The organism is Neomesorhizobium albiziae, assembly GCF_900114255.1.
GTDB classification, from domain to species: domain Bacteria; phylum Pseudomonadota; class Alphaproteobacteria; order Rhizobiales; family Rhizobiaceae; genus Neomesorhizobium; species Neomesorhizobium albiziae.
In genome coordinates this window covers 130,250-142,453 of sequence record NZ_FOSL01000001.1, presented here as the reverse complement: position 1 = coordinate 142,453, position 12,204 = coordinate 130,250, and the positions used below count along the sequence as shown (strand labels likewise).

Below are 12,204 nucleotides of genomic sequence, written 5' to 3'. Positions count from 1 at the left end.
CGGAAAGCTCGAGGGGGGACGATGGACGAAAAGGCCGGCAATGCAGCGGCGTCGCCCGGCCGCATGCGCCAGATGGAGGTCTATGTCACCGGCGTCGGCGGCGCTCGGCCGTTGGTGCCGGTGGCGCCTGACGCGCTGGAGGCGAGGGCGGCGCGCGCCATGAGCCCGGAGGCGGCCGCCTACATCATCGGCGGCGCCGGCTCCGAAGCCACGATGAGGGCGAACCGCGCCGCCTTCGAGCGCCACCAGTTCGTGCCGCGCGTGCTGCGCGATGTCTCACAGCGCGACCTTTCCGTCACCCTGCTCGGCCGGAAGCACCGAGCGCCGGTGCTTCTGGCGCCAGTCGGCGTGCTGGAGATGGTGCATTCCGAGGCAGATCTGGCGGTTGCCCGGGCTGCGGCGGCGGAAGGCATCGGCTATGTCTTCTCCAACCAGGCCTCGGTGCCGATGGAAAAATGCGCGGCCGTTATGGGCGACACGCCGCGCTGGTTCCAGCTCTACTGGTCGAGCGACGACGATTTTGTCCGCTCGCTCGTCAGCCGCGCCGAAAAATCCGGCTGCGAGGCGATCGTGGTGACGCTCGATACGACGCTGCTTGGCTGGCGTCCGCGCGATCTCGACCTTGCCTATCTGCCGTTTCTGCGCGGGCTCGGGTTGGCGCAATATCTCAGCGACCCGGTGTTCCGGGCGAAAATTCCGGCAAAGCCACCGCAAACCGCCGTCAGGCCGCGTGGCCTTGGCGTCGTCGATACGCTGCTCAGCCTGCGCCGCAAGGGCAAAACTTTCGATCTGCCGGTCGGGCGCATGCGCGCGGCCGTGGCACATTTCACCGCCACCTATTCGCGGCCCGACTTGAACTGGAGCGACATCGCCCGGCTGCGGGCCATGACGAAGCTGCCGATCCTGCTAAAGGGCATTCGCCATGCCGACGACGCGAAACTGGCGAAACAACATGGTGCCGACGGCATCGTCGTCTCCAACCATGGCGGCCGCCAGGTGGACGGTGAGACCGCGACGCTGGATGCGCTGCCCGGCGTCGTTGCGGCCGCCGGCAAAATGCCGGTGCTCTTCGATTCCGGCATCCGCTCCGGCAGCGACGTCGCCAAGGCGCTGGCGCTCGGGGCAACCGCCGTGCTGGTTGGGCGGCCCTATGTATACGGCCTGGCGATCGCCGGCGAGGCCGGGGTGCGCGAGGTCATACGCAACATCGTCGCCGAATTCGACCTGACGCTGGCGCTGTCCGGACTGACCAAGATGAGCGAACTCAACGGCAAGTGTCTGGCTGGGTGAGGAACTGCTTTCCTCTCCCTGTTTACGAGGAGAGGATGTCGGCAGGCAGGTGAGGGGCGAAGATAGCGTTGCAGAACAAGCGCTGCCCCTCATCCGGCCCTACGAGCCACCTTCTCCCCGTAAACCGGGAGAAGGAAAAAGACTACTTTCGCCTGGGATCGGGATAAAACAGCGCCTTGAAGCCGCCGCGGTCGAACTTTTTCCACTGGCCTTCCGGCTGCGCCAGGCGGTCGGCGATCGCGTAGACCACGGCGGGGTGATGGCCAAGGCCGCAATGGCTCGCTTCCACCTCGATGCTCTCGGTGTGCGGCAGGTCGTTCTCGACGCAAGTCTGCCAGGCGCAGATGCCGTCGGAGCGGCTGTAGATCGCCGTGGTCGGCACCGGCGGCGAATCCGAGATGGCGCCGCCCATATGGCGCTCGCGGTCGTCGACCCTGTGTCCGGAAGTGAATTCGTAGAGCTTCCAGGCGTTGGTGGAGCGCGGGTCGCCGTTGAACGGGCTGCCAAGCGTGATCACCGTACGCACTTCGTCCGGAAGCATTTTGGCCAGCTGACGCGCATAGATGCCGCCGAGGCTCCAGCCGACGATGCTGACCTTGCGGCCATGCTTGTCGGCAAGTTCTTTCACGCGGTCGAGCATCTTGTTCTCGATGCCGGGCAAGGGGCCGTAGTTGCGGCCGAGGTTCCAGCCATAGGTGGGATAGCCCCGGCCCTTGAGGAAGTTGCGCAGCGGTGCAGTCGAGCGGTCGCTGGTGACCAGTCCGGGCAGCACGAGCACCGGGTGGCCGTCGCCGCGCGGGGCAAGGGCGGTGAGCAGCGGCAGCGAAGCGACGAAGCCGCCAAGCTCGGGCAGGCTCCTGAGCTCAAGCGCGAAAAGCAGCCGGGATGGCGGTTTCATGGCGTGCGGTTGTGCAGTCATTCCAACTCCTGTTGGCGACGCTCCGGCTCTGACGGAGCTTTTTCTACTCGTCGGCACGCAACTCTTGTCCCGGCGAGATTAACAGTACATTCCAAAATATAATAGCGCGGCTAACAGTTAAGCAGATCACGCAACGTCAGCCGGATTTCGTAATCCGTTGTTTTTGCAATGCAAAAAATCTTGTGCGCCGCACAATCAGGCGCTTGGCTGGTTCTTGCCGGCTGTTCTCGCCGGCCCGGCCAGGCTCGCTACCGCCAGGGTCAATTCCTCCAGCGCCGGTTCGAAAAGGTCGGCGAGCTTTTGCGGATCGGGAACGGCGCGGCGGTCGGCGGTTATGGCGAAGTTGAGCTTGTCCTGGTAGCTCTGCACGGTGATGTTGAGCGCGATGCCGTGGACGGGAATCGATACCGGATACATCGCGAGGATCTTCGCCCCGGCACAGTAGAGCGGGAAGGGCGGCCCCGGCACATTGGAAATGGTCAGATTGGTCGTCGACGGCATCAGGTCGGCGAGGCCGGTGCGGCCGTAGAGCTGCGCCAGGCCGGGCAAAAGGATCGGCGCGCCAAGCAGGGTGAAATCCTTGGGCGACACATCCTTGACCGTGCCGGCCAGCGACTTCGAGTCGTTGGTGGTCTTCTGGATCGACTTCAGCCGTTCCAGCGGCTCCTCGATCTGCGTGGCGATGGGGCAAAGCATGCCGAACACCTGGTTGGAGGCGTCCGCATTGCCGGGCTCGCGCAAGGAGATCGGCACGAAAGCGACAAGCGGCTTTTTCGGCAGCGCCTTGCGGCCCTGGAGATAGGGCCGCAGCGCGCCGGCGCAGACGGCCATCACGACATCGTTGATCTTGGTGCCGGTTGCCTTGCTCACCGTCTTTGCGTCGGTCAGTGACAAAGCGCGCGCGGCGTAGGAGCGCTGGCTGGTGATGGTAACGTTGAAAGGCGTTTTGGGCGCCAGCACGTCCGGGATTGCGGGAATGCCGGAACCGCCCGACGGCTTGCCGTCGGCGCTTTTCGGCGGGGCGAGCATGTCGGTCAGGGTGCCCAGCACCTGCGGGATCGCCTGCATGACGTTGAGCTGCTGGCGGATGACGTTCTGCACCGCGTCGTTGATGCCGAGGATTGCCCGCTCCTCGATCGACGGCTTGCGCACCGGCTTTTTCGCCAGGGGCGGTTTCACTTTGCGCGGCACCGGCGACATGTCGTAGAGGGCGGCGGCGATCGCCATGCCGGCGCCGCCGTCGATGGCGGCGTGATGCACCTTCGAGTAGATGGCGACATTGCCGTCGTCCAGGCCCTCGATGATGGTGAACTGCCAGAGCGGCTGCGTGCGGTCGAGCGGCACCGAATGGAGATCGCCGACCAGTTCCTCGAGCTGCCGCCAGCTGCCGGGCGACGGCAGCGTGGCGCGGCGCAAATGGTAATCGAGATCGAGTTCGCCGGCGTCGACCCACAGAGGGTGGTCCAGCTCGAGAACGGTGCGCGCGAGCTTCTTCTCGAAGATCGGCGCCAGGTGAATGCGGGTGAGGAAGAATTCCTTGAAGTGCTCGAAGAACGACCCGGAGAAATTTTCCGGCGGCTCGTAGAGTGTCAGCCCGGCCACGTGCATCGGCGTCTCCGGCGTTTCCATATAGAGAAACGTCGCATCGATGCCGCCGAGCTGTTTCATGCTTGTTCCTCCCTCGACCGTTTCGGCCGGCGGGCTTGCCTGAGTGGAGTCCGTCTTTTCGCGATCATTCGCCGAATTGCCTGCAAAGGCAAGGCGGCGAGCGAACCGGCTGGAGCTTCGGCTTTTCGACCGCTTCACGCTTCCGCAACGTAAACACCTGACGCTCAGGTTTGGCCGCTTTGCCGGCTTCTGCCCGCTTTCCAAGTGCTTGACGCGCGTCTAGATTGAAAAAAAACGTGGCCAACGGGAGAGAGACGCTATGCAGCGTTCGTGGCTTGCGCATTATCCGGCTGGTGTCCCGGCCGAGGTCGACATCGGCCAATACCCATCCGTGGTCGCGCTGATCGAGGAAAGTTTTCAGAAATACAGGAACGACAAGGCCTATATCCTGATGGACAAGGCTTTGACATATGGCGAGATCGACCGGCTGTCGCGCGACCTTGCCGCCTATCTGCAAGGGCTCGGCCTGAAGAAGGGCGACCGAGTCGCCATCATGATGCCCAATGTGCTGCAATATCCGGTGGCGGTTGCGGCGGTGATGCGGCCAGGGTTCATCGTGGTCAACGTCAACCCGCTTTACACGCCGCGCGAACTCGAGCACCAGCTCAAGGATTCCGGCGCGCAGGCGATCATCATCCTGGAAAACTTCGCCACGACGCTTGAGCAGGTGATCCGGCAAACACCTCTCAAGCATGTCGTCGTCGCCAGCATCGGCGACCTCCTGGGCTTTCCCAAGGGTGCGATGGTCAACCTGGTGCTGCGGCGCGTCAGGAAAGCGGTGCCGGCCTGGTCGCTGCCGGGCGCGGTGAAATTCAACGCTGCGGTCGCCGCCGGCCGCCACAAGCCGCTCGACCGACCGGAAATCGGGCCGGACGACGTGGCGGTGCTGCAATATACAGGCGGCACAACCGGCGTCTCCAAGGGCGCGACGCTGCTCCACCGCACCATCATTTCCAACCTGCTCGCTTCGGAAGCCTGGATGCGGCCCGGGATGACCCGCAAGCCGACCGAGGGACAGCTCACCTTCATCTGCGCGCTGCCGCTCTACCATGTCTTCGCCTTCATCACCTGTGGGCTGCTTGCCATGCGAACCGGCGGCGTCAACGTGCTGATCCCCAACCCGCGCGACATTCCCGGCACCGTGAAGGAGATCGCCAAGTACAAGTTCCACATCATGCCGGGCGTCAACACACTGTTCAACGCGCTCGCCAACAATGCCGAATTCGCCAAGCTCGACTTCTCGCAACTGCGGATCGCCAATGGCGGCGGCACGGCGGTGCAGGAGGCGGTGGCCAGGAAATGGCTGGCCGTGACAGGCTGCCCGATTGTCGAGGGCTATGGGCTTTCCGAGACGTCTTCGGGCATCGCCTGCAATCCTACGGACAACGATGCCTATACCGGCACAATCGGCCTGCCGCTGCCGAATGTCGATATCCGCTTGCTCGACGACGACGGCAATGACGTGCCGCTGGGCCAGCCCGGCGAAATCGCCATCAAGGGGCCGCAGGTGATGTCCGGCTACTGGCAGCGCCCCGACGAGACCGAGAAGGTGATGACGCCCGACGGCTACTTCAAATCGGGCGATGTCGGCATCATGGACGCGCGCGGCTTCGTCAAGATCGTAGACCGCAAGAAGGACATGATCCTGGTCTCCGGCTTCAACGTCTATCCCACCGAGATCGAGGACGTGGCGATGAATCATCCGGGGGTCGCCGAATGCGCCGTGGTCGGCGTGCCGGACAAGAACTCCGGCGAGGCGGTGATGATGTTCGTGGTGAAGAAGGACCCGACGCTGACCAAGGAAGCGCTGGCCGATTTCTGCCTGAAGAACCTCACCGGTTACAAGAAGCCGAAATACATCGAGTTCCGGACCGACCTGCCGCGCACCAATGTCGGCAAGGTGCTGCGCCGCGAACTGCGCGACGAGGTGCTAAAAACCATGGACAAGCCCGCCGCCTGACCTTCTCTGGAACCCACAAGGATTTGTTGAATGGCCGATGCACTGACTTTCGAAACAATGGGCGGCATGGCGGGCAAGGAACTCGGCGTCTCCGGCTGGGTGACCGTCGACCAGGAGATGATCAACCAGTTCGCCGAATGCACCCGCGACAGGCAGTGGATCCATATCGATGTCGAGCGGGCCAAACGCGAAAGCCCGTTCAAGGCGCCCGTGGCGCACGGCTATCTCACCCTCTCGCTGATCGCCGCGATGAGCTACGAACTGGGAGCACTGCCGAAAGGTACGGCCGCGGCCTTCAATTACGGGCTCGACAAGGTGCGCTTCCTCGCGCCCGTGCGGGTCGGTTCCAGGGTGCGGTTGCGTTCGACGCTGATGTCGTTCGACGACAAGGGCGGCGGCCAGTATCTGATGAAATCCAACAATGTCATTGAGATCGACGGCGAGGACAAGCCGGCGCTGATCGCCGAGACACTGGCGATGCTGGTCAAGGGCAAGTAGAGCGGAAGCGAGAACCAGATGGCAAAGAAGCCCGAAGCGGAAAAGACGCTTGCCGATGAGATTGCCGAGGACGCGGCACAGAACACGCTGGCGCTGAACCCGCTGGTCGGCATGCGCACCGAAGACCTGATGAAAGCCGCCGGCACCGTGATGAAGGCGCTGGCCAGCCAGCCGCAAGCGCTTGCCCAGCAATGGATGGGTTTCGCCACCGAGTTCGGCAAGATCGTCACCGGACAATCCGACATCGAGGCCGATCCCAAGGACCGGCGTTTCGCCGACCCGGCCTGGAAGACCAGCGGCCTCCACAAGGGGTTGATGCAATCCTATGTCGCCTGGGGCAAGGCGGTGACCGATCTCGTCGCCAAGACCGACCTTCCCGACACCGACGCGGCGCGGGCGCGGCTGGTCACGTCGATCTTCGTCGACGCGATGGCGCCGTCCAACAACCCGCTGCTCAACCCGACAGCGCTGAAGACCATGGTCGACAGTGGCGGCAAAAGCACGGTGGCCGGGCTGAAGAACTTCTTCGACGATATGACCCGCAACGGCGGGCTGCCGTCCTCGGTCGACGTTTCGAAGTTCAAGGTCGGCGAAAACCTCGCCAACACGCCGGGCACCGTGGTTTTCCGCAACGAGGTGCTGGAACTGATCCACTACACGGCCAACACAGACAAGGTATTCCAGCGGCCGCTGCTGGTGGTGCCGCCGCAGATCAACAAATACTATTCGGTCGACCTGGCGCCGGAAAAAAGCATGGTCCGCTTCCTGCTTGCCAACGGCATCCAGCCTTATTGCGTGTCGTGGCGCAACCCGACGCCGGAACAGCGCGATTGGGGGCTCGACACCTATATCGCCGCGCTCGACGAAGCCTGCGACGCAGCACGCGACATCACCGGAAGCGACACCGTCAACATCATGGGCTCCTGCTCGGGCGGCATCACGCTGTCGACCTATGTTGCCTGGCTTGCCGGCCAGAACCTGAAGAAGATCAACGCCGTCATCCTCGCGGTCTGCGTGCTGGATACGATGGCTGCCACCGACAATGATTTTGCGGCACTTGTGACGCCAGAAACGATCATGGCAGCCAAGCAGATGTCGAAGGCGCGCGGCATTCTGGACGGCCACGAAATGGCGAAGATGTTTGCCTGGATGCGGCCGAACGACCTGATCTGGAACTACTGGGTGAACAACTACCTGCTCGGCAACAAGCCGCCGGCATTCGACGTGCTCTACTGGAACGCCGATACGACGCGGTTGCCGGCACGGCTGCACGGCGACTTTCTGGACCTGATTTTCACCAACCCGTTCATGAACGCCGGGAAGATGTCGATCCACGGCGTACCGATCGACATGAAAAAGGTGAAGCACGAGACCTATGTGATCGCCGGCACCACCGATCACATCACGCCGTGGAAGGCAGTCTATCAGACCGCCCGCATCTATGGCGACAAGACCACCTTCATTCTTTCCAATTCCGGCCATCTGCAGAGCCTGCTGAATCCGCCCGGCAATCCCAAGGCGTGGTACGTCAAGGGCACGACCAAGGAAAAGGACGCCGACGCCTGGACGGCGACCGGCACCAAACACGAGGGCAGCTGGTGGCTGGACTGGGCGGACTTCCTCAAAAAACGCTCGGGCGACGAGATCGACGCGCCCGCCAAGGCCGGCAACGCCAAATACAAACCGCTCGGCCCGGCTCCGGGAACCTATATTTTCGAGGCGTAAATCAGTTTGGCTCGGCGCCACTTCCTCCCCAGGATCGGGAGGGTGGCCCCGGGTGGGGTGATGCGCCCCTCCGCCTCGCTTCGCTCGGTGATCGAGGAGCGAGGAAACCGAGAGCTTGGGAACGTCTTCATTCGCGGAAGGGTAGGGGTGGCATAGTGGCGGCAACAACGAAAAAGCAGAAAAATCCGGCAAACGGCTCGATGGACATCAAGGTCTACGATGTCGACGGCCAGCTTTTGCGCGTCGGCGTGAAGCACGGTTCGCCCGAACATCCGCCGCTGATGATGTTCAATGGCATCGGCGCCAATCTGGAACTCGCCGAGCCATTCATGGCCGAGCTGAATGACACCGGCGGCATTATTTTCGACGTGCCGGGCGTCGGCGGCTCGCCGGCTCCCGCTTTTCCCTATCGTCCCTCGACGCTGGCGCGGCTTGCCAAGCGGCTTGCCGAAATGCTCGGCCATGACAGGATCGACGTTTCCGGCGTCTCGTGGGGCGGCGGGCTGGCGCAGCAGTTTGCCTATCAATATCCCGGCTTCTGCCGAAAGCTGGTTCTGGCCGCCACCGCGCCCGGCATCACGATGGTGCCTGGCGCGCCGAACGTGCTGGCCAAGATGGCGAGCCCGCGCCGCTATACCGATCCCGGCTACATGCGCTCGATCGCCGCCGAGATCTATGGCGGCGAGTTCCGCAAGGACCCGACGCTGATCAACCGTCACGCCGCGGCCATGAAAGGCGCGACGCAAGTTGGCTACATGCTGCAACTCTTCGCCATGACCGGCTGGACAAGTCTGCCGTGGCTGTGGCTGCTGCGCCAGCCGACGCTCATCATGGCCGGCACCGACGATCCGCTGGTGCCCGTCATCAACGCCCGTCTGCTTAACAAGATGATTCCCAATTCACGCCTCGAACTGATCGACGACGGCCACATGTTCCTGGTGACCAAGCCCAAACTGTGCGCCGAGATGATCGAGGGATTTTTGCGGGAAGGGGAGTAGGGGCGGGCCTGCCGCAGCCAGCCCTTCGCCGGCCACGCTTGAGCCCGATCCATTTCGATTGGTTCGAAATGGATCTCTATCTCTTTATTGAAGCATGATCTTTTCCGAAAACCGGCGTCCACTTTTCGGGATCATGCTCTCATCGCAAGCTCGACAGACCGGCTCTCATATGCCAGTTGGCAGGCAACAGGAGGTGGGGCATTCATGCGGTTTTCTGGCAGTGCGGCGGCGTTTGCAATCACCACATGCTTGGCGGCCGTGCTCGCTTCACCAGCTCTTGCCGCCGAGGCGCATGAACTGCCGGGCGCTGCCATGGGGCTGATCTGGGCGCTGCCGTTTGCCGGGCTGCTCCTGTCGATCGCCACCGGGCCGCTGCTTTATCCGCATTTCTGGGAACACCACTACGGCAAGATCGCCGCTTTCTGGGCTGCGCTCGTGGTGGTGCCGATGGCGTTTTTCTTCGGTTTCGACACCGCGCTGGTTTCCGTGCTGCATACCGTGCTGCTGGAATATCTCTCCTTCATCATCCTTCTGTTCGCGCTGTTCACCATCTCGGGCGGCATCCTGGTCGCCGGCAACATCCACGGCACGCCGGCGACGAACGCGCTGCTGCTCCTGATCGGCGCCTTGCTGGCCTCGGTGGTCGGCACCACCGGCGCCTCGATGATCATGATCCGCCCGATGATCCGCGCCAACGACAACCGGCCGTTCAACGCCCATGTCGTGGTCTTCTTCATCTTCCTGGTTTCCAATATCGGCGGCTCGCTCACACCGCTCGGCGATCCGCCGCTGTTTGTCGGCTTCCTGCGCGGCGTCGACTTCTTCTGGACGACGCAACATCTGCTGACCGAGACGCTGTTTGTCGGCGCGGTGGTGCTCGCCGTCTTCTTTGCACTAGACCTCTGGTTCCATCGCCGCGAGGAAGGCCAGCCGAAGATCAAGGATCCGACCCCGGATTCGAAAATCCGCATCCGCGGCTTGCCGAACCTGCCGCTGCTTGCCGGCGTCATTGGCGCCATCCTGCTTTCCGCGACGTGGAGACCTGGCATCTCGCTCGACGTCTTCGGGGTTCATGTCGAGCTGCAGAATCTGGTGCGCGACGCCATCATCGTCGTCCTGGCGCTGGTCTCGCTTGCCATCTCACGCAAGGAATACCGGCAGGCCAACGGTTTCAACTGGGGCCCGATACTGGAAGTGGCGAAACTGTTCGCGGCGATCTTTGTCTGCATCATCCCGGTTATCGCCATCCTGAAGGCCGGCATGGACGGCGCGCTGGCGCCGCTGGTGGCGCTGGTCAGTGGGCCGGACGGCGCACCCAACGATCTCGCCTATTTCTGGATGACCGGCGCGCTGTCGTCGTTCCTCGACAATGCGCCGACCTATCTGGTGTTTTTCGAACTCGCCGGCGGCAACCCACAGCACCTGATGACAACCCTTGCCACGACGCTGACGGCGATCTCGACGGGCGCGGTGTTCATGGGCGCCAACACCTATATCGGCAACGCACCGAACTTCATGGTCTATGCCATCGCCCGCGAGCGCGGCGTCGCGATGCCGAGCTTCTTCGGCTACATGCTGTGGTCGGGGGCGGTGCTGATCCCGACTTTCCTGATCGCAGGGTGGCTGTTTTTCTAACATGCCAATCCCGGAAGTTGAATGTAAGGCATTTATGCATTACATTCCTGCCATGGAACGAATGGGTGTGTGCGCGTCATGACGATACTGACCGTTACAGCGAAAGGGCAGGTCACTCTACGCAAGGACTTGTTGCAGCATCTGGGTGTCGGACCCGGGCAGAAGATCGAAATCGATAAATTGCCGGACGGACGAATTTCGGTTCAAGCCGCGCGGCCTACAGGCACAATCGATGATTTTGTCGGTTTGCTCGCCGGCAAATCCAGGAAGGTCGCTACGCTCGAAGAGATCAACGAAGCTATTGCAGGCGGCTGGGCCGGCGAAAAGTGAAGATTATCGTCGACACCAACGTTCTCGTTCGCAGTGTCATGCGTGATGACGAGCAGCAGGCAAGGGCGGCCGAGGAGATATTGAAGCAGGCTGAGCTGATAGCGGTGGCACTGGCGAGCCTATGCGAGTTCGTCTGGGTGCTCGCCAAGGTCTATCGTCTGCCCCGCACCGATATTGCCACCGCTTTGCGGGCTCTGCTCAACATTGGAAATCTCGTGGTCAACCGGCCTGCGGTGGAAGCAGGCCTGTCGATACTCGAGGCAGGCGGCGACTTTGCCGATGGCGTCATTGCTTATGAGGGAAATTGGCTTGGCGGGGAAACCTTTGTGTCCTTCGACAAACAAGCCGTGGCCCTGCTTTCCGAGAAAGGGCTGTCAGCATGGTTGCTGGCAGACCGCAGTCTCTAAGCCACCCGGTTCTGCAGGTCGTCGTCCAGCCAGCGGCCCATGAAATACACCAGCTGCTTGTGCCACCACGGCCAGTCGTGGTCGACGTCGCCGCCCCAATAGTCGACCCAGGCCGGGATCTTTTTGTCGCGGAGAATCTGCTCCAGGGCATGCGTGTCTTCGAGCATGCGTTCTTCCCAGCGGCCCTGGCCGCAGCAGAAGATCAGCCGCAACGCCTTCAGCCGGGTGAGCGCCTTTCTGTCGGTGAGGCCCGGAAGATAGTCGAGCGGCGAATTGAAGAAGATCTGGCCGTCGAGCGCCTCGCCGAAAAAATCCCTGGTCGAGTAAACCCCGGACAATGCGATCACGCCGGAGACGAGGTCGGGCTGGCGGAAGACGAAGTTGGAGGCGTGGAAGGCGCCCATCGAGCAGCCGGCGAAGAGCGGCTTCAGCTTGCGGCGGCTGTTGGACTTTTCCGAAACACGCAGCAATTGGGGCAGGGCCTCCTCGCTGATGTAGCGGAAATAGGCTTCATGGCGTTCAATGCGCGCGTCAAGGCTGCCGCCTTTGTCGAAAAAGGTCTCGCTGTCGATGCCGTCGAGAGTCCACAACTGGATACGGCCGGTGTCGATGAACTCGCCAAGCGCGGCAACCGCCCCGGAATCCTCGAACTGGTAGAAACGCCCCTGCGAGGTCGGAAACACCACGACCGGGCGTCCGGCATAGCCGTAGCGCTTGAATTCCATGTCGCGGCCGAGATGGCTGCTCGGCTCCTTATGGTAGGAAATCTCCATC

11 protein-coding genes are annotated in these 12,204 nt (G+C 62.6%); 8 read left to right on the top strand and 3 right to left on the bottom strand.

Going from position 1 to position 12,204, the window contains the following annotated elements; all coding sequences use genetic code 11:
• Positions 1-21 precede the first annotated feature (21 nt).
• Positions 22-1,290 carry an alpha-hydroxy-acid oxidizing protein gene (locus F3H98_RS00705; RefSeq protein WP_149757269.1) on the top strand — a complete coding sequence of 423 codons (1,269 nt, stop codon included), beginning with the start codon at positions 22-24 and terminating at the stop codon, positions 1,288-1,290.
• A gap of 142 nt (positions 1,291-1,432) precedes the next feature.
• Here the strand turns inward: F3H98_RS00705 and F3H98_RS00700 are convergent, their stop codons facing one another.
• Together F3H98_RS00700 and F3H98_RS00695 are read right to left on the bottom strand one after the other, a co-directional pair.
• Entirely contained in the window at positions 1,433-2,209 is a 777-nt protein-coding gene (locus F3H98_RS00700; RefSeq protein WP_149757267.1) for an esterase/lipase family protein, read from the bottom strand.
• 195 nt (positions 2,210-2,404) lie between these two features.
• On the bottom strand, positions 2,405-3,877 hold the full coding sequence (locus F3H98_RS00695; protein WP_149757265.1) for a WS/DGAT/MGAT family O-acyltransferase: 1,473 nt from the start codon (positions 3,875-3,877) through the stop codon (positions 2,405-2,407).
• A 259-nt stretch (positions 3,878-4,136) separates the two neighbouring features.
• Between F3H98_RS00695 and F3H98_RS00690 the strand changes: the two genes are divergently transcribed.
• The 7 genes from F3H98_RS00690 to F3H98_RS00660 all read left to right on the top strand — a co-directional run bounded on the left by F3H98_RS00690 (position 4,137) and on the right by F3H98_RS00660 (position 11,430).
• A complete protein-coding gene (locus tag F3H98_RS00690; protein WP_149757262.1) occupies positions 4,137-5,837 on the top strand; it encodes a long-chain-fatty-acid--CoA ligase in 1,701 nt (566 codons plus the stop codon).
• A 30-nt stretch (positions 5,838-5,867) separates the two neighbouring features.
• On the top strand, positions 5,868-6,335 hold the full coding sequence (locus F3H98_RS00685; RefSeq protein WP_149757260.1) for a MaoC family dehydratase: 468 nt from the start codon (positions 5,868-5,870) through the stop codon (positions 6,333-6,335).
• An 18-nt stretch (positions 6,336-6,353) separates the two neighbouring features.
• Complete coding sequence (locus F3H98_RS00680) at positions 6,354-8,060, top strand: alpha/beta fold hydrolase (protein ID WP_149757258.1); 1,707 nt, start codon at positions 6,354-6,356, stop codon at positions 8,058-8,060.
• Between the two features lie 155 nt (positions 8,061-8,215).
• A complete protein-coding gene (gene phaZ, locus F3H98_RS00675) occupies positions 8,216-9,058 on the top strand; it encodes a poly(3-hydroxyalkanoate) depolymerase (RefSeq protein ID WP_244621550.1) in 843 nt (280 codons plus the stop codon).
• Between the two features lie 204 nt (positions 9,059-9,262).
• The gene (locus F3H98_RS00670) at positions 9,263-10,693 is read left to right on the top strand and encodes a sodium:proton antiporter (RefSeq protein WP_149757256.1); all 1,431 of its coding nucleotides are present in this window, start codon (positions 9,263-9,265) and stop codon (positions 10,691-10,693) included.
• Positions 10,694-10,771: 78 nt separating this feature from the next.
• Positions 10,772-11,023, top strand: coding sequence for an AbrB/MazE/SpoVT family DNA-binding domain-containing protein (locus F3H98_RS00665; RefSeq protein ID WP_149757254.1), 252 nt, complete (start codon positions 10,772-10,774; stop codon positions 11,021-11,023).
• Positions 11,020-11,430 (top strand): type II toxin-antitoxin system VapC family toxin, encoded by a 411-nt coding sequence (locus tag F3H98_RS00660; protein WP_149757252.1) that lies wholly within the window; start codon positions 11,020-11,022, stop codon positions 11,428-11,430. The genes F3H98_RS00665 and F3H98_RS00660 overlap by 4 nt, the downstream gene beginning before the upstream one ends.
• Here F3H98_RS00660 and F3H98_RS00655 read toward each other — a convergent pair.
• Positions 11,427-12,203 (bottom strand): esterase family protein, encoded by a 777-nt coding sequence (locus tag F3H98_RS00655; RefSeq protein WP_149757250.1) that lies wholly within the window; start codon positions 12,201-12,203, stop codon positions 11,427-11,429. The genes F3H98_RS00660 and F3H98_RS00655 overlap by 4 nt on opposite strands.
• Position 12,204: the final 1 nt, after the last annotated feature.

Bases quoted from the DNA above. Each gene is read 5' to 3' on its own strand.
- F3H98_RS00705 (WP_149757269.1), top strand. From the start codon at position 22: ATGGACGAAAAGGCCGGCAATGCAGCGGCGTCGCCCGGCCGCATGCGC.
- F3H98_RS00700 (WP_149757267.1), bottom strand. From the start codon at position 2,209: ATGACTGCACAACCGCACGCCATGAAACCGCCATCCCGGCTGCTTTTC.
- F3H98_RS00695 (WP_149757265.1), bottom strand. From the start codon at position 3,877: ATGAAACAGCTCGGCGGCATCGATGCGACGTTTCTCTATATGGAAACG.
- F3H98_RS00690 (WP_149757262.1), top strand. From the start codon at position 4,137: ATGCAGCGTTCGTGGCTTGCGCATTATCCGGCTGGTGTCCCGGCCGAG.
- F3H98_RS00685 (WP_149757260.1), top strand. From the start codon at position 5,868: ATGGCCGATGCACTGACTTTCGAAACAATGGGCGGCATGGCGGGCAAG.
- F3H98_RS00680 (WP_149757258.1), top strand. From the start codon at position 6,354: ATGGCAAAGAAGCCCGAAGCGGAAAAGACGCTTGCCGATGAGATTGCC.
- F3H98_RS00670 (WP_149757256.1), top strand. From the start codon at position 9,263: ATGCGGTTTTCTGGCAGTGCGGCGGCGTTTGCAATCACCACATGCTTG.
- F3H98_RS00665 (WP_149757254.1), top strand. From the start codon at position 10,772: ATGACGATACTGACCGTTACAGCGAAAGGGCAGGTCACTCTACGCAAG.
- F3H98_RS00655 (WP_149757250.1), bottom strand. From the start codon at position 12,203: ATGGAGATTTCCTACCATAAGGAGCCGAGCAGCCATCTCGGCCGCGAC.